Raw genomic sequence first — 18,245 nt, 5'->3', positions numbered from 1 at the left:
CCAACGATCCCCGCTTACAGGCGGAAATGGTAAAAAAAAGGCGCAAAGAAACTACGCACCCTCCGCTGCCATGCCTGTTTCCGATTGCGTTTTTGCGGTAATATGAAGCGCCACGGTGCTTTAGCGGTTCAATTCAATGAATTCTCAGGACGACCGAGAACAAAGCCTGACCGCCATCCTGGCCCGCGTGGACGAGGGAGATCAGCGGGCTGTTCAGGACATCCTGCCGATCGTGTACGACGAGCTTCGGTCCATGGCAACGGCGATGTTTTCCAATGAACGGACCGAGCACACTCTCCAGCCGACAGCCCTGGTCCACGAGGCGTATCTTCGTCTGGCAAGCCGACTCAACGAGCGTTTTCGCGACCGCAGGCAGTTCTTCGCGCTGGCCGCGAAAGTGATGCGACAGGTCTTGACCGACCATGCCCGGGCGGCGCGTGCGGAGAAACGTGGCCGGGACTGGACGCGCGTAACGTTGAATCCCGTTGTGACACCGCTCTCAACCTGTGACGTGGATATCGAGGCGCTCGACGCGGCGATGAGGAAGCTCGCGGCGCTCAACGCGCGGCATGCGCAGATTGTCGAATACCGCTTCCTGTCCGGGTTTACCGTTGAAGAAGTGGCCGACTTGATTAACGTCTCGACCCGAACCGTCGAACTCGACTGGCGCGCGGCCCGCGCCTGGTTGCGATTGGAATTGGGCGAATCGAATTCGTGATGGATGTCGAACGATACAACCGCGTCGTCGGAATATTTCAGCAGGCCGTTGAAATGTTCGAGCCCAACCGCACCGCGTATGTCACCGAGGCATGCGGAGATGACGCCGAACTACGCCGAAACGTGGAATCGATGCTGGCCTCCGATGCCTTGGATCACGGCGCCCTGAGTGACGCGCAACTGGGAGTCGGGCGGGAGTTACTTGCCCGCAGTGTCTCGCGTGCCGCGGGCCATCCATCCGAATCCGGCGAGGTCCTCCCGGAACGGTTGGGCCGATACGAGATTGTTCGCATCATCGGCCGGGGCGGCATGGGCTGCGTTTACGAGGCGATTCAGGACCAGCCGCATCGTACCGTGGCACTGAAAGTGATCCGGCCCGAACTGCTGGGGTTCGGTTCGGCGGAATTGCTCCGTCGGTTCGAACTCGAAGCTGAAGCACTGGGTCGGCTTGCGCACCCCGGCATCGCCCAAGTCTTTGAGGCAGGGACAGCGCCGGTTCATGGCGGAATGCTGCCGTTCGTGGCTATGGAGTTGGTCCGAGGCAATGCGATCACCCACCATGCGGCGGACAAGCGACTTTCGACGAAAGATCGGCTGCGGCTTTTTGTCATCGTCTGCGACGCCGTTCAACATGCCCACGAGCAGGGCGTCATCCACCGCGATTTGAAGCCGGGCAACATCTTCGTCAACGATCGCGGTGAGCCGAAGATCCTCGATTTCGGCGTGGCGCGACTGACGGATTCCGATCTTCGCACGACGACGCTGCACACGAACACCGGACAAATGATTGGCACCGTCGCTTACATGAGCCCGGAACAGGTTACGGGTGACCCGCGTGCCATCGACGCGCGCTGCGATGTATACGCGCTCGGCGTCGTGCTCTACGAACTGCTCGCCGGCCGTTTGCCTCACGATCTCAAGGCGCAACCCATTGTCGAGGCGGCAAGAATCATCCGGGAGGACGATCCGTCGCGGCTCAGTCGTATCGATCGACAATTCCGCGGCGATGTTGAAACCATTGTCGCTCGTGCGATGGAAAAGGAGCCGGCGCGCCGGTATGCGGCGGCCGCGGAAATGGCCGCGGACATTCGCCGGTTCCTGAATGACGAACCGATTATCGCGCGGCCGGCACGCACTTTGTATCAGCTTCGCAAATTCGCCCGGCGAAATCGAGCATTGGTGGGCGGCGTCGCGGCTAGTTTCGTGCTGTTGATCGGAGGCATGGTCTCGACGTTCATGATGTATCGCAGTGCCGAGGCCCAGCGCCGTGTCGCAGCCGAAACTGTTCGGTTCTTGAATGAAGACATGCTCGGCAGCGTCGATCCGGCCAACGCGCGCGGAAGGGAACTGACCATCCGGCAGACACTGGACAATGCATCTCAGCGAATCGAGGGGCGTTTTCGGAATGATCCGCTCGTCGAGGCAAGCATTCGACTCACACTCGGAAAAGTCTACTCCGACTTGGCGGTCCACGAACCTGCGCGCCGACATATCGAACGCGCGGCAGCCCTGCGGACCAAATTCCTCGGACCGTCGAACCTCGACACGCTAGCCGCGCAGCGCGACCTAGCGCGTGAACTCGGGCGATCCGGCAATTCGGCTGAAGCCGAATCACTGCACCGCCAATCACTGCGACTGGCCGAGCAAACCCACGGCGACCACTCGCCTATTGCCCTGCGCGAGCTGAACGATCTTGCCGATCTCCTGCGCGAAACCGGCCGCCCCACCGAGGCGCTTCCGCTGTTGGAGCGCCTTGTTCGCCTCCAAGAGGAACTGCTCGGGCCGGAACATGAAGAGACCCTAACCTGCTGCAACAACTTGGCCGTGGTCTATGAAAATCAAGGGCGCTACGATGACGCGGAGAAACTTCAGCGCCGTGTCTGCGAAACGCGCCTTCGAAGGCTGGGCGAGGATCATCCCAACACGATTTCGTCCATGAACAATCTGGGATATCTGCTCTTGAGTCTGAACAAGTATGATGAAGCTGAGAAGTGGCTCAAACGCGCTGTCGGCCTGTCCGAACAGGTCCTCGGCCTGCGGCACGATTCGACGCTGCTCTATACCCTGAATCTGTCGCTCTTGTATAACAAGCTGCAGCGCTGGCAGGACGCGTCCGACGTGCAGAAGAAGTTGTGGGATTCCATTGGAGAATACGCCGGGCTGAACCACTCACAATTCATCGTCATTGCCGGCAACTACGGCTGGACGCTCACCATGCTTGATCGTTTTGACGAGGCACAATCCCTGTTGAAGTCCGCCTACGATCGGGCAAAGGAGTTATATACTGCGGACAACTGGAAAACGGCATTCTGGGAGGCCCGCTATGGCGAGTGCCTTCGCAAAAACGGCCGCGTCAATGAAGCAGATCCATTACTAACAAATGCTCTTCGGACTCTAAGAAAAAATTTCGGTCCCGATGATGGGCGGGTCAAGACTGTAAGCGATTTTCGGGCCTCTCTTAATCCGACTCAGAATCCCGGCCCCACCTCTCAGCCGTGACCAAAGTTAATGAGCATTGCTTGGTTCCTAACACGGAATGCCAGCTGTAACCATTTGCAAAGATAAGACTTTCCAATAGTAAGGCGCACTACGTCCCACGAATGTTCACATTCTGCTCCGCTATCAGAGTTCATCATCCACTTAGCTGGGAAATTAGCATCCGCACAAGTTAATGATTCGAGCGAGATCGCGCCCCCATCATCAATCCTGCCCAGTCAAATCGAAACGGCGCAATCACTCCTGCATCGCGACCACATAGCAATAGAATTGCGAATTATCTAGCCGATGAAATTCAGATTTGCTGAATGTTTCCTCGCGAGCGCGGATCGACTATCGACAGAATATCCGTCGCTGAGGACGCATTGTTCAGCGCTTCACGATTCGTCGGTTCACGGCAGACGGTCGCGAGTTGCGAAAGCAGGGCCAGCTGTGCTTCGGGCTGCTCGGATGGTGTCACAAGCAGGAACACCAAGCGTACCAGCACATCAGATGTTGTGCTGAACATCACGCCATAAGGGGAGCGCCCGAAAACGACGATGGGCGATTGCAGTCCGTAAACCCGCGCGTGTGGAATCGCCACTCCATTTCCGAGATCAGTGGATACTTCCTTCTCTCGTTCAAGCACTGAACGGCTTATTCCATCTTTCATAGTACCGAATGGCAAGCGCTCTAGCGGTATTTTCTCGACCAATTCGGCGACCACTTGATCGCGGGACATGGCGGCAAGGTTGAGCACTATCGCGCCACGAGCAATCGCATCGGCGACTGAGACGGGAGACTCATGGGGATATTCGTCTTCTATCTGACCGACTACCTGTTCGAGTATATTCTCTTGTGTAATGAGACCGAGTGGCCGTCCCTCGTCTTCCACCAAATAAACTGAGTCGCCCTCGTTCTGCATGCGCGTCAGGACGGCTTCAACATTTTCGTCCGGATGGATTGCTTTCAGGGGGCGCACCAACGGTGACCAGTCCGCATCTGCCGCATGAGCCACCAAGTCCTTGGTCAGCAGATACCCGACAACTTGTCCCGTTCGCAGTTCAACGACCGGCCACCGCGAGAATCGTTCCTGAGAAACCTGCGAAAGCACGGTGTTCCGATCCGCGGATTGAGGCAGCCAACGGGTTCGCGCCCACGGCACCATAACGCTCCTCACCCGCTGAGTGCGTATGTTGGAGATATTCTCCATGATGAGTCGGAGCCGCAAATCATTTATCTTCTTGTCCGCCGCTTTACGATGAAGCCCCGTGTCTGCGAGAACCAGTCGCGCCAAGGCAACCGCCGCTTCCGCCTCTTCAAAAACAGCGGCGTTCGCTCCTGCTTGCTCCAGATACTCTCTTTCACGTAAGTATCTGGCGCGGACCAGAATTCTCGCACTCGGATTTAGACTTCGCGCTGCTGCTACGACGGCCGCGCGTTCGGATGAATGCGGCAGTGTCAAGATCACGTACGTGGCGTGTCTCGCGCCAGCTTGTTCGAGGATACTCTCGTGCGAAGCGTCACCGAAGATCGCCATCTGTTCCTCAGCATTCAAGGACGATACGGTGTCCATGTTCAGGTCGATTACGACGGTAGAAAGTCCTGCTTCCCGCAGGAGCCGATGAACCGACCGGCCGACCGGTCCGTAACCGATGACAATCGCCAATCGAGCACTCGCCTGAGTCGGCTGCGCCACCAAGTTGGCGGCGGCCAAGTTCATCGCAATGGCTCGCCTTTCAGCGCGGCCGTTCAAAAGTCGCCAGATCAGGGGTCGAGCCTTCAGCCATAATTCAAACCTGGGCAGCGATCGAAAAAGAATGGGATTCAGGGTGATCGAGATTATCGCTGATGCGACAAGGACATTGTGCCCGGCCTCTGGCATCAGTCCATGCCGACTCGAAAGATCGGAAAGGATGAAGGAAAACTCTCCGATTTGCGCAAGGCCGACTGCTACCGTCAACGCCGTGCGCGCCGAATGCCCGAGAATCGCTACGATGGTGAGTGCGGCCAGCGGCTTCACTAGGAGAACAATTCCGAGCGCAGCGCATACCATCAATGGTTGCTGCAAGATAAACGCCGGATTAAAGAGCATTCCTACCGAGACGAAGAACAACACCGCGAAAGCATCCCTCATGGGCAAGGCATCCGCCGCAGCCTGGTGACTTACTGGCGATTGCGCCACGACCATGCCAGCGAGAAACGCCCCCAACGCCATCGACGCGCCGAAGAAGAAATAGGATCCGGCGGCAACGGCAATGGAAAAAACGAGCACTGTCAACGTGAATAGTTCGCGCGATCGGAGTCTCGCCACTCGGACCAGGACCCAAGGCACGAGTCGCGACCCTCCCAGCAATACGATACCTACCAACGCCAATAGCTTTATCAGCGCGAGTCCGAGAGTCTGCCAAAGCGGCGGTTCGCTGACTGTACTCAAAGTCGGCCCGGCCCAATTCCCGTTGCCGAGGACTGGAATAAGTACTAACAGTATGACCGTGAGGATATCTTCGACGATTAACCAGCCAACGGCGACGTGCCCCTCCGGCGAATTAAGCGAGTCTGCATCTATGAGTACCCGCATCAGGACGACAGTGCTTGCGACCGCCATCGCCATGCCGATGACGGCGCCGGTCGTAAATGAAAAACCAAATGCTGAAAATACAGCAATGGCGAACACGGTTGCGATAAGGCTCTGTCCGATCGCGCCGGGAATGGCTACTGCCTTGACCGCAAGCAGGTCTTTCAAATGGAAGTGCAGGCCCACGCCGAACATGAGGAGAATAACTCCGACCTCAGCCAGTTGCTGCGCAATGTGTATGTCACCCACGAAGCCGGGAGTGTGTGGCCCTATGAGAACGCCTGCAAGGAGGTATCCCACGATCGGAGATAGCCGAAGCCGCTGCGTTATCAGCCCGAGGAGCCAAGCGCAAGTGAACGCAGCAGCCACCGTGGCGATGAGTGAAAGATCGTGCATGCTTGCAATCCTGGCACTTACCGGCGAACCGATCAATAACCGATTCGCCTAGACCAACACGCCCGGAGGATATTCAAGGCGAATGGCCACGTCAGGCTCGATGCCGACCAGTAGGCTCAAACGTTGCCACCATCGCAGCGACCGACGCCATTGATCGACTGCCGACTGAACTCGCGCCGCCCCTGGATGAGACGACGCACGGATTTCGCGAAGGATGTCGATGCACCCCGCGACATTCTGTAGAAGCAGAAGGTCAGTCGCATAGTTGATCAGGTGCGCGACCGGCGCATCCGGCTTTAGGCAAACGCCTTGGCTGATACACAAGCTTCGATATACTTCAAGGGCCTTATCGAGTTCACCGAGACGCATCAGGCATACGCCATATGCATTACGTATCTCGTCATTCTTTGCTCCGAATCTTGCAATAACGTCGAGGGCATCAGCTGGTTTGTCTTGGTCCAGCAAGTCACTGATTAGGGCGATCGCCCGCTCCTGGGTTTCTGGGCTTGATTTTCTCATCGCAAAATAATCTCTCAATGTGCGCGTCGTAGAAATTCACGACGAACGCGCGTGGCCTGATCCGCAATCACGATTTTCTGAATAAACGGGAACCGATAGATGTGTTAGCGAATCAAATCAGCCAACGGCAGAGTTTATCACAACGATCGAGAGTGATATTGAAGGCGGACAGATGATCCGCGCAGATATGTGCCTGCCAATGCAACTGCACAGTGTGGTGCGATGATGCCAGTGAAGCGAACGGTTGAAAACAGTCCTGGTTACGTGAGTCACCGTAGAAACTTGACTTCGAGGGCGTGAATGCGAGCAGGTCTTTGTGGCTGGTGCACGTGGCCTGTGAACGATCGCTCGCCTCTGTTCCGCCGGCATCCGAAGGTGGGAACTGGGGGCTCGCCATGAGAATAAGCGACAAGGTGACTACAACAGCTCGTGCTCCGACACTTCGACATATTGGCAAAAAATCGAACATACTGGCCTGATTCTAGCCGGGTCATTTACCAAGGCAACCAGTTGTCGTCGCAAGACCGCCTGAGTGATTATTTCAAGCGAGATGCGGCATATGGGAGTCTCAGCCCTACATGGCGTTTCAGATCGGCGATCAGATCGCACGAAAAAACAAGGACAACTGGTCGTAGTCGTGGCTGGGCAGGAGTGTAGGCTGCCGACACCAGATGAGGTTGGTTGTCGCCTCCCGAAGCGCTTCGGCCATCACGAAGAACAGTCTATAGCCAATAGCACCCCGCGAGCATGCACCCGACGTGTTGCCGGTCCGGCTATAGTCCCTAACGGTTCAAATCCGGGAGAATGCGACTGCATCTGTCATCGACGATGTCGGGCTGCGATCAACAACACAACCGGGAACAGCAGGGCAATACAGGTGGGCTCTGGGACTACAGTGATGGAGAGTTCCGGGCGGTTGGCCACGGTGCCAAAGTTGCGAGAATTAAACAAGTAGCTGACCGATGAATCCTCCGCAAACAACCGCATGCTCAGCAAGCCGCCGGTCCAGATGTCGTTTGTGAAACCGAGCGGTAGGTTCAGCGTGTAGATCGTTGAACCGCTGATTCCGCCGCCGAAGGTGAATGACCCCAACGGTGCGTCGTTCGCGCTCAGGAACGAGGGAAGTGTATTGAACGTGACCCCGGTCGTCGTCGGAACCATGGGTGTGCCGGTCCCTTCAACCCAGGCATCGCTTTCCATCCAGCTAACGCTGAATTGCCCGGCATCTGCATTGTTGAAGATGGCGTTGTTAGGGGTTGTGGCCGTAAGCCGCAGGCTCGCCGATTGAACCGACCATTGGCCCACGCCAAATGTCGCGTCGAATGCGGTCGTGGCAGCAGCGGTGTCAAAGCGAATCAAACTGGCAAACGAGCCCTTGGGCAAACCATCTGCTGACAACGCCAGCGCGCCACCTGCGCCATAGTTGTTGACCGGGTTGGCCGACGAGACAAACGAATCGGCAACCGGTGTGGAGCTTACTGTCAAGGGCGGCGCGGCAAACGCTGGCGCAATCGTGAGTGATGCAAACACGGAAATCGTCAACGCTCTGATTTTGAAATTCATTACTTCCTCCCATTTGGTTTCGACGGCGCTGGGCCGCCTGCACTATTCGCTAGGTCCGGACCAAGTGCTGTTAGGAACGACCCAACGCACGTCACCATGAAACTGGTCGCCGACACCACACCCTGCGTATTGAGCGGCGAACCGCGCGACATGCCCGTCCAGAAACGCGATGTTGATCTGAGCATCATGCCGGGCGACCGGGGAATATGCCTGCCTAGAGGCCAGTACCGAGCAATAGGCTCCTGGCCCCTCGGTCACGAAGACTTGTCTGTCGGTCGGAGCCACCTTGTCGATCCTGTCAGGCAACGGATTCTGCCATGTCGAAAGGTACATATTCATCGCATAGGCAAAATAGTGTTCAGTGGCAGCTGGAGTCGCTCTCGGACACATCCACAAACTGCGATCGCCGGGTTTCGGCAGTTGTCCGTCGCTTGCCAATGCCGAATAGGGCTTAAGACCCAGCAACGGCGGGAGCGCGTTGAACCAATCTGCCGGCCGAACAATGTTGGTGGTGGGCTGTGCGCCTTGTCCGCGCCGCGGGAGGCTCCCGTCATTGTCCTGGGCATACATGATGACGGATTGCGCCCATTGACGGAGATTCGTCTGACAGCGAAGGGACATCGAACCATGTCGGGCGCTACTTAGGGCTGGCATGAGAATGCCGAGGAGGATGGCGACGATGGCGAAGACGACCAACAATTCGATGACGGTGAAGCCGTGCCGCGCGGTTGCGGTATCCCTGGACTCCTGACATCTCGAAGCGAAACGCGACCGTTGAGACGTGATAGCCGGCATCAGTGCAATCTTCGCCTCCAAACGAGGCGTCTCCGGGCGAATCAGGGTGTCGCCGTCGCGACCGTGAGGCTCGTCGTTTGGCGGACCCATCGAGCATGCTTCTTCTCGTCGGACACAACCATGCGGAACGGACCATCCCGTTCGGACAGTGGCTTGCCATCACAACGGTCTGCCACAATCACAATTCGCTCGCTGAACTCGGTGTCCAATTCTGGAAGCGCAAACACGACACGGTATCCGTCGGCGGCCTGAGCAATCAGGTAGTCGGCCATGCGCGGACCGCGAAAGTGCTGGCCGAAGGTGAAGCCGGCCTTCTTCAGGAGGTCGCCCACCATGACTCCTTCGAAGGAGGACATCTCGCCATCATGGTCTTTGACCTTAACCACACGTCGCGGCATTGCGGCCAACTCATCGCGGTCGATCTTGATCTCCCGCAAGCCCACTCCTTGCACGACAAGGACATCATTCGCCGGCTGGGTCGCGGCCTTCTGATTTTCAGCGGTTGATTGAGCCAGTGATGAAAGCGCGAGGAGCGCCATGGAGCCCAGCATCACAAAGATGTAACGGAATCGGATGCCCTTCATGGGTGGTTTCCTCTGCCATATGAGCCGCAGAATGCGACCTGGGTCGTAAGTACGTTATGGCGACAACAGAGCTTCCGCAAAACCTGCAATGTCCGCCCCATCGACCGACCCGTCATCGTTGAAATCCGCCTGAGTGGGTTCGCATCCCAGGTGAAGACTGGAATACAGAACCGGGTCCATCAGGCACTGAACAAAGGGTTCCAAGTCCTGGATGTCCACTATCGTGTCGCAATTCAGGTCGCCCAGGATGAACCTTGCCGCGGTAATCAGAAGTTTCGGCCGTTGGGCAGAATCGCCGAAATTTCGCGAACGCAATGTAAACCCCAGGTCAGCGCTTTGCGGCACGAAGTGAAGGCTGACCATGCCGCCGGCGGCGATGTCGGTTACGAAATTCGTGTCGAGAGCCAATTCGTATACATGAACGCCAGTCACGCCTGAAGTAAGAAAGCTACCTAGCGGGCCTTCGGTTGCCGTCACAAGTAGTGATTGAAGGAATTGCCACGACATCTCGTCGCCGCCATTCTGGGTGGGGGCGTTCGGTGAACCCGTGCCCTCGGTCCAGGTGTCTTCCGAGAACCAAAGAACCTGAAAGTTCCCGATCCCACGCGGAAAAAGCGGATTATCCGGCACGACGACATGAGCTAACTGGAGCTCGACATTTGTAATCACCCATTGCTGTGTGCCGAATGAGAGATCGAACAACGCGACCGCTGACGTCAGGTCGAAGACAACGACCGAATCAAATCGACCTCGTGGCTGCTCGACTTCGTTGACGCTGTCCTGGCCCGCAACACAAAGCAGCCCACCCCCACCGAAGTTGGACGGCGCATCCTGTTCGCGAACAAAGGCATCGCGGATCGCCGTCACCGCGATTGTCTCATCAGCCATGGCCTGCGAGGCCATGCTCAAAAGGGCGCACCCAAGCAACAGATTTCGCGCGAAGGCTGCAGAGATGACCATATGCGGGGCATAATATCACGAAGGGAATAACGCCTCAATCTGCGGCGAATCGGCGATGACCGGCTCGCGGTATGGACCGTACTGACATAACGCCGCATGCTCGAAGAGGAGGCCATGCCGGCTGCTGCTTTGAGCCTACTTACTTCATCAAGTCAGTTAATTAATTTCGGACACGCGACATCCCACAGAAGGCGTTCCAATATGGGTGATAATCGCCATTTTCGCATCATGGAATGCGACGCCTTTGACTTGAATTCTGGTCTGCTGATTAGATAGAATGCACATCACAATGCTCGTGCCGGTCTCGGAAATCGAGTACCGGACCTTCCGAGCCAATTCTTGGAGTGGGAAAAAATGAGTAAGCTGGCAAATATTCGATTCATTGCGTCCGTCTTTACAGTGTTGCTGACATTGGCCATCACGACACCGCTCTCGGCGCGGCCCTCTTATGGGCAGTCGTGTATCACCTGTCACAGCAGTAATGGCTTCGGGCACACTGTCACAGATGCCATGCTGGATGTCGTAGGAACGAATTCGTCAATTATCCCGGTGGGACAATTTGGCGACCCTGATCGCGGCGAGGGCCCGCTTGATTCCTATTCAGCAACGCCGGGCGGGACCTTTGAGCTTGTCATTCAATTGAGCGATCCCAATCCATTGTTTAATCCAAGTCGCTGGGCTGTGGGGTTCAAGAATGTGGGACATACGGACCCCGACTATCAGGCCGGTAATGCTGACCCGATGACTTGGCGTGATGCGCAATTGCTACTGGCTGCTGCACAGGAGTACGGTGAGGAGTTTCCGAACGATCCCGCACCGGTACCGCTCGATGAATCTGAGTGGACGCTCTACACGGATTATTTTCTTAACGATGGCGCACAGTATTATGCGAGTACCGGAGATGGTGGTCACGACTGGACCGGTCCGACGACACTGAACCTGACCGTCACAGTTCCCAGCGTTGTTTTACCCGGATGGTACGATCTCGAAGTTTCGGTAGAAGGCTGGGATTATGACCACATGACGGGGTCATATGCCTTTTACGACGAAGAGCACTTCTATCTGAATGTCGTGCCTGAACCATCATTGCTGATGCCAATGCTAGCTGTCGCTTTCGCCATGATCTCACAGCGCGCAAAGCGGCTCGATAGGCGAAACAGGGCACGGGCGATTCAGGTTTGATCGCTCGGTGCGTCCTCCCTCCGGGCGGTGAAGATAAAACAATGGGTTGGATGCCCGTTGCTCAGTGGCTCGAAGCCACTCGCTACCATCGTTGGCCTTCCGGGCCATCGACGTGTTGAACGGCGCTACGGCGGTCATCGCAGGAGAGGATGTACGCCCAAGCGACCACGGGCGGAATAATTCGGCGAACGACTTAGCATGTCGAGGGAATAATGTACGGCTACTTTGGACCGCGCCGGGGCCATCGCTGAGCGGCTTGCCCTTGACGCGACGAGCGACATGGTTGCTCACCGAACTTAGGGATGGCCGGAACGCAACCTGTGCACTACGCGAGTCAGGTCATTTTCACGATCAAGTCACGTCTCTCGGGGTCAAGAACGCGGATTCCGGCCAGAAATAGTTCTACTGGCGTCCCAGTGTCTCCAGTTGAATTGAATTGTGCAACCAATCTGCACCGTTCCAACCAACTGTAATCCCACAAATACTTAGCCCCCGGTCAATGACCGGGGGTACCTCTTCGCCGTAGCGCCCTTGAAGAGCTTTCGACGACTGTGCATCCGCTGGGAGAATCCGACTCAATTGGGCACTGGGTTTCTTCACTTAAATGGGGAGGAAAAGGGGACATTCTACTTTTCTCTTCAGAATGCTTCTTGGCTACGAAAAGTAGAATGTCCCCTTTTTACCTTAGTGAACTGAATTGTCTATCGTGAAGTTGCCCTCCTTCCCCCAGGCCCCAACAAAGTGCTCAGGACGACGCATGCCAACAAAAGTCCAAACGATGACGGTTCCGGTATCGTACTGAGCTGAAATGCGAAGCTCCCTTCGGTGCCGTACCAATTCGGAACAATAGGATTATTGAACGCGCGGCCATTGATTAGACCTGTCCCATGTTCCCAACGAAACAGGCTCGCTTGGTCACCAAACTGAACGACCTCCAACCAATAGGGAAGCCCCGAGATCAATGTGAAGGGCACCGCGAGGTCGGCCTCGAATCGGTATTCATCCGGGGCAGTCGGCGTGAGGATTCTTCGACCGGTTGCTGTCCGCGACGGATTAAGAAAGGATTCCTCGAATAGAATGTCCGAGCTGTCCGGGAGACCATCGCCGGCTCGCGCAGAATAAAGTCGGATGCGCATTGTCTCCGGGCCAGTTGGTGGATCATCCGCTCCGGGGCTCGGATCGGAGTCTCCGCCATAGAATCCCCACCAGGTGATATGGCGAATCAGCGCGGACTCACTCAACAAGATATTGTCAGCCTCAAGTTGCCAGTAGGGCAACCCATTTCCTGAGATGTAATCCGTGTCAGCTGCGGGGCCGCCTGACCGATTAGGTAGTTGTTCAAAGATAACCCCCCCGCGTGGGATGCCCATCAGGCCCGGGTCGATGTCTAGCACCGGACCGGCTAGCGCTGTTTGACCGGCGAAGACAATCAGAACGACAGAGGACACAAGACCAGCCTGCTTCAACATGCGGATATCCTCCCCGATTCGCTCGCCGCACTCCCACTTCGCCTCGCACAATGGGCCGGCCGGCAAGACGCCCCCATCAGGATTATACCGCTCGCAACTTCCATACCGCCCGCCCGATACCGTTGGTTTCCAAGGAGATTTGCCATTCCACGCAGCACCCCAAGCCCACGGATCCCAATCCGTGGGCATACCCACCGCCTGCACCGCCTACGGACAACTCGCCGACCGGATCATCGCCTGGAAATAGGCGTCCACGTCGTCCACCGTCACCCGGTTGTCCCCCGAAAAATCCCCGCAGTAGGCTTGAAACACATTGTCCGTTTCGCCGTACAACGCGCTCGAAAACCCCCCGCTGTCCCCCGAGGTCACGCGACCGTCCCCGGTGAAATCGCACTTCAACCGAATCTCAATCACCGAGCCCACCGCAGCGTTGCTGCTCGCGCTGCCGCTCCTGACCAAGCGCTCCCCCAGCCTGCGTTAGTCGCCGCAACGCTGTTTCATCTTGTTCGAAAGCCTCTGCACCGATCGAACCCCCGGCCCGAAGGGCCAAAATTCAGTAGGCAGGGGCATCGCCCCTGTACCAAAGCATCCTCAGAATCCATCTTGACCCCAACGGGGTCGCATTCCCACGCGCGCGATCACCATTCCCCGCGCGCACGCGGAGCAAGAATGCACAAATGGAGATCAATCCAACCATTGCCCCGCGAGGTAGCGCATCGTGCACAACCAAAACACTCAAACCCCTCGGCCGCGCTGTGTCACCTTCCCGGCACACTTTTCAAAGACTTACAAACGAACTTCCCTGAAACTTTCCGCGCCCATTCGGGCATACACCCGTCGCGTTTCACCATGCGCGTTTTCACCAAAAACCACCCAAAACCCGAACTGCCCCAACACATGCCCGCCGCGCGACTTACAAGCGTCCGCCCAAACTTTTTTCGCCTATTGTCACCTTGCAAATCATCGAATCGCCGCGCCCCATTCAGAGCCCCGACTGTCAGGGAGGGGTCACGTATCGATTGCCCCCGCGCGACCCCGCCGCCGCGCACAATTTCGACGTTTCGACTTTTCGATTTTTCGACGTTTCCGCCAAAAACCACCCAAAACCCGAACCGCCCCAACCCATGCCCGCCACAAGAGTTGCAAACGAAAAAATTCGCGTGTGTCACTATATGTCACGTTCGACTTTGCAGGAGTTGCGTGCGATCAGCGAGCTGGTCTTCACCCCGGACCCCTCAGCCCCTTGGTCCCTCGGCCCCTTTTTGTTCGCCTATTGTCACCTTGCAAATCAACGAATCGCCGCGCCCCATTCAGAGCCCCGACTGTCAGGGAGGGGTCACGTATCGATTGCCCCCGCGCGACCCCGCCGCCGCGCACAATTTCGACGTTTCGACTTTTCGATTTTTCGACGTTTCCGCCAAAAACCACCCAAAACCCGAACCGCCCCAACACATGCCCGCCACAAGAGTTGCAAACAAAAAAAATCGCGTGTGTCACTATATGTCACCTTGGGTTTACGCGCTTTTTTGCACGAAATCTCAGATCAGAGCAGAGGATGATCGCCGCGAATTGGATTGATTTCGACGTTTCGACGTTTATGCATCGCCTTCAACATTACAGCACTTGCGCGCGTGCCGGCGATCCTGCCTTCACCCTCGACACCTTGCATCCACCTCGGCCCCTCCGCGCCTCAAGTCCCGGCTCTCCTCCATTTCGACGTTTCGACTTTTCGACGTTTCCACCCAAAAACCACCCAAAACCCGAACCGCCCCAACACATGCCCGCCACAAGAGTTGCAAACGAAAAAAAACGCGTGTGTCACCTTATGTCACCTTGCAATTCCCTCCCCCCAGGCCCACGAAGCGAAACCAAGTGGCATACCCAAAGTCCGAATTCGCATTTCCGACCAAGTCCCCATCAGCCGCCGAACCCACGCCGGCGACACCTCGAACGACTTCGCCGCCTGCGTGGTCCCATGCCCGGCATCGCACGCCGCCAGCACCCGTTTTCGCAAATCCATCGAACAGGCTTCCATGCCAAAGTTCTCCCTCGACAGCCAGCCTAAACCCTGGTGCACAATGGCGCGAGAGGGACGCGCAATCTGCTCGAGCCCTTGCGTTGGATAGTTACTTCCGAGTGTTTCTAAGAAAGCCGCAGGATGCCGCGGCAAAACCCAGGGCCAACTCACCCTGCCCAGATGTTGATTACGACAGGTTGACTGGCATCACCACATACAAAAACACCGGACCGCTGCGGATCACGCCGGGCCGCGAAGGCTCCTTCAACTCAAAACTCACGGTTTCTCCACAGACTTTCAACGCATCCACAAGGAACTCAGGATTGAACCCGATATCCAGAGCCGGGCCGCCATACTCAATCCCCGAGAGCTTCACCGTCGCCTCGCCCTGTTCCTGGGCCCGGCCGGAAAGCACCAGCCCCTCGCTGCTCACATGGATGCGGATTCCCTTCGATTCAACCCCCGAAAGCAGGGAAGCCCGCTTCACGGCACTCATGAATTCATCGGTCTTAAGCGAGATTTTCTTGTCGTTATCGCGGGGAACCACGTCCTCGTATTTCGGGAAGTGACCCTCAACCAGCACGCTGCTGATCGTCGCCCGATCGCTGCGGAGAATGATCTGATTCGTCGAAAGCTTGACCTGGATAACCTCGTCAGCCGCAAAATGCAGCTTCGAGAGGAGATTCAGCGCCTTGGCCGGCACAATCGCACTGACCTCTTCGCCGACGGACTTCTCCAGCGAGACGCTCGACATCGCCAGGCGCCGCCCGTCGGTGGCGATCAGTTGCAGGGTCTTGCCCTTCTTCTGCCAGAGAACGCCGTTGATCGCGTAGCGCGTGTTCTCCCGCGCCGCGGCGAAGAGCGTCTGGCCGACCGCCTCGCGCAGCACGCCGACCTTCACGCTGAAATCCGCGTCCCCCTCCATGTCCGGTACCGGCGGAAACTCGCGTGCATTCTGCCCGATCACCTGAAAATGACTGTCCGCGCCGCGAATATGAAGAATGTCGTCCTTGGTCTCAAAGGCCAGCGTCTCATCGGCCGACTCGCGCACGATAGCCAGCAGGCGCTCGCAATTGACAAGCGACTCACCGGTCTTGGTGACATCGATCTGCCGAACGTGTTGTCGAAGGCCGACCTCCTGATCGTAAGCCGTGACCGTCAGGGCATCCTTCGCGGCGGTCAGGCGGACACACTGGAGAATCGGCTTCGGCGTTCGTGCCGCGGCGACCGAGGAGGTCGCGGACAGTGCTTCAAGCAGTGCAACGCGATCACAAATACACTTCATGGCTTGCTTCCGGCGAACCGTCCGATCGAATCGCGACGGTTCTATTACTTACTTAGAAACAATAAATGTATACCGCAGTAATCAACCGTATTCCCTGTCAAAAACGAGCGCATCCGCCGTCTCGCTACTTAGGCTTTGATGAACACGGATGATACAGCCGATCACCCCAATCGTCTATCTGCACAAGCTGTTTAATGCCCTGTCAATCCGCCAGACTTTGCGCCACTTGGAAACACCCTCCGCCCGATTTGAAGAGCCTTCCGCCGCAACGCGGTCGGTGAGAGCAGCTTATCCACGCGTTGTCACAGATCGGCTCGCGGAAGGTTGCTCGGAGAACCCGCCCTTAAGCAGCGTCTCCTCAACCTCGCTGATCCGCCTGTTGAATTCAGGCTCCTCCTCGCAGCGCCGCGTGATCAACTTGTTGGCGTGCAGGACCGTGGTGTGATCCCTCCCACCAAAGAACCCACCAATCTCCTCAAGGCTGTGATTCGTCAGCCGCCGACCAAGGTACATGCAAACCTGTCGCGGCAGCGCGATTGACCGGCTCCGACGCCGCCCCTGTAGGTCCGACAATTTCACATCGAATCGCTCAGTCACCAGGGCCATGATGTCCTGTATGCGAACCCGCCGGGGACGCCGTTCGTCGTCGTCGCCCAGTACGGCACGCGAAAGCTCAAGGTCGATCACCCGTGATTCCGTGAGCGCTCGACTCTGAAGATTGATCAATGCGCCCTCGATCTCCCGCGGGTTTGTCTTGATCGACGACGCCAGGTGGGCCACAACATCGTCCGGAAGGTCCACCCCCCGCATCCGCATCTTCTTGCGAATGATCGCCTCACGCGTCTCCATGCACGGCGGATCAATCCGGGCAACCAGCCCCCACTTGAACCGACTGACCAACCGCTCTTCGAGCTGCGGAATCTCCGAAGGCGGAGAGTCCGCCGAGAGCACGATCTGCTTCTGAAGTTGATAAAGCGTGTTAAACGTGTGGAAAAACTCTTCCTGCGTCCGATCGCGACCGGCAAGAAACTGGATATCGTCGATCATCAGCACATCGGCGTGGCGATACCGATAGCGGAAACTGTTGAGAGCCCCCCGCTCAACCGCGTCTATAAAGTGATTGACGAAAGTCTCACAGGACATATAGACCACCTGCGTCCCCGGCGCAAGGTCGAGAACTCGGTGACAGATCGCCTGAATCAAGTGAGTCTTGCCGAGGCCGGCTGCCCCATGAAGAAAAAGCGGATTGTAAGTCGTGCCCGGCGATTGGCTGACGGACAGACAACTCGCATGTGCCATCCGGTTGCACGGGCCGACCACGTAATTGTCAAAAATGTTGTCCGCGCTAAGCCGCAGGCCCAGATCGCCGGCGGCAGTGTATTGATCCTGAGCCCCTGGCCGAAGCAGCCCGGCCGATTCCAGGGTCTCCCCGTTGCCCGCCTCAAACTCGACCGAAACCAGCCTACCGGTCGCCGCCTGCGAGGCCTCGATAAACGGCCGGACACAATGTTCGATGAGATAGCTGAGTTGCGCAGCGTTCGCCGCGATGATTTTCAGGACGCCGCCGTGGAGGGTGCCGGGAGAAAGCTGACTGAACCATCCCCTCGCAATCGCAGCATGATGAGTCCGCACGTGGCCTAGGATGTCGGCCCAAACCACCTCGCTAAGCTCGTCCATTAGACTGATTCTCGCACAAATAGGCCGA

13 protein-coding genes are annotated in these 18,245 nt (G+C 57.2%); 3 read left to right on the top strand and 10 right to left on the bottom strand.

Annotated features, from left to right (window positions below; translation table 11 throughout):
* The first annotated feature begins 136 nt into the window (after nt 1–136).
* Together HS101_07885 and HS101_07880 are read left to right on the top strand one after the other, a co-directional pair.
* Nucleotides 137–718 carry a sigma-70 family RNA polymerase sigma factor gene (locus tag HS101_07885; protein MBE7506194.1) on the top strand — a complete coding sequence of 194 codons (582 nt, stop codon included), beginning with the start codon at nt 137–139 and terminating at the stop codon, nt 716–718.
* Nucleotides 715–3,216, top strand: coding sequence for a serine/threonine protein kinase (locus HS101_07880; protein ID MBE7506193.1), 2,502 nt, complete (start codon nt 715–717; stop codon nt 3,214–3,216). The genes HS101_07885 and HS101_07880 overlap by 4 nt, the downstream gene beginning before the upstream one ends.
* A 292-nt stretch (nt 3,217–3,508) precedes the next feature.
* Here HS101_07880 and HS101_07875 read toward each other — a convergent pair whose 3' ends face one another.
* The 6 genes from HS101_07875 to HS101_07850 all read right to left on the bottom strand — a co-directional run bounded on the left by HS101_07875 (nt 3,509) and on the right by HS101_07850 (nt 10,515).
* A complete protein-coding gene (locus HS101_07875) occupies nt 3,509–6,166 on the bottom strand; it encodes a cation:proton antiporter (protein MBE7506192.1) in 2,658 nt (885 codons plus the stop codon).
* 48 nt (nt 6,167–6,214) lie between these two features.
* Nucleotides 6,215–6,685 carry a hypothetical protein gene (locus HS101_07870; protein MBE7506191.1) on the bottom strand — a complete coding sequence of 157 codons (471 nt, stop codon included), beginning with the start codon at nt 6,683–6,685 and terminating at the stop codon, nt 6,215–6,217.
* Between the two features lie 819 nt (nt 6,686–7,504).
* Nucleotides 7,505–8,248 (bottom strand): hypothetical protein, encoded by a 744-nt coding sequence (locus tag HS101_07865; protein MBE7506190.1) that lies wholly within the window; start codon nt 8,246–8,248, stop codon nt 7,505–7,507.
* Between the two features lie 42 nt (nt 8,249–8,290).
* Nucleotides 8,291–9,133, bottom strand: coding sequence for a prepilin-type N-terminal cleavage/methylation domain-containing protein (locus HS101_07860; protein MBE7506189.1), 843 nt, complete (start codon nt 9,131–9,133; stop codon nt 8,291–8,293).
* Entirely contained in the window at nt 9,085–9,582 is a 498-nt protein-coding gene (locus HS101_07855; protein ID MBE7506188.1) for a molybdopterin-binding protein, read from the bottom strand. Before HS101_07855 ends, HS101_07860 begins: the two co-directional genes overlap by 49 nt.
* A gap of 99 nt (nt 9,583–9,681) precedes the next feature.
* The gene (locus tag HS101_07850; protein ID MBE7506187.1) at nt 9,682–10,515 is read right to left on the bottom strand and encodes a hypothetical protein; all 834 of its coding nucleotides are present in this window, start codon (nt 10,513–10,515) and stop codon (nt 9,682–9,684) included.
* A 426-nt stretch (nt 10,516–10,941) separates the two neighbouring features.
* On the opposite strand from HS101_07850, the gene HS101_07845 reads away from it, so the two are divergent.
* Nucleotides 10,942–11,769, top strand: coding sequence for a hypothetical protein (locus HS101_07845; protein MBE7506186.1), 828 nt, complete (start codon nt 10,942–10,944; stop codon nt 11,767–11,769).
* Nucleotides 11,770–12,470: 701 nt separating this feature from the next.
* Here HS101_07845 and HS101_07840 read toward each other — a convergent pair.
* The 4 genes from HS101_07840 to dnaA form a co-directional block, all read right to left on the bottom strand.
* On the bottom strand, nt 12,471–13,238 hold the full coding sequence (locus HS101_07840) for a hypothetical protein (protein MBE7506185.1): 768 nt from the start codon (nt 13,236–13,238) through the stop codon (nt 12,471–12,473).
* 207 nt (nt 13,239–13,445) lie between these two features.
* Nucleotides 13,446–13,697 carry a hypothetical protein gene (locus HS101_07835; protein ID MBE7506184.1) on the bottom strand — a complete coding sequence of 84 codons (252 nt, stop codon included), beginning with the start codon at nt 13,695–13,697 and terminating at the stop codon, nt 13,446–13,448.
* A gap of 1,745 nt (nt 13,698–15,442) precedes the next feature.
* Complete coding sequence (gene dnaN, locus HS101_07830) at nt 15,443–16,540, bottom strand: DNA polymerase III subunit beta (GenBank protein MBE7506183.1); 1,098 nt, start codon at nt 16,538–16,540, stop codon at nt 15,443–15,445.
* A gap of 288 nt (nt 16,541–16,828) precedes the next feature.
* A complete protein-coding gene (dnaA, locus tag HS101_07825; GenBank protein MBE7506182.1) occupies nt 16,829–18,217 on the bottom strand; it encodes a chromosomal replication initiator protein DnaA in 1,389 nt (462 codons plus the stop codon).
* Nucleotides 18,218–18,245 lie beyond the last annotated feature (28 nt).

The organism is Planctomycetia bacterium (assembly GCA_015075745.1).
Classification (GTDB): Bacteria; Planctomycetota; Phycisphaerae; order UBA1845; family UTPLA1; genus UTPLA1.
The sequence above is the reverse complement of the archived record's forward strand: the minus strand, read 5'-3'. Positions and strand labels throughout refer to the sequence as shown.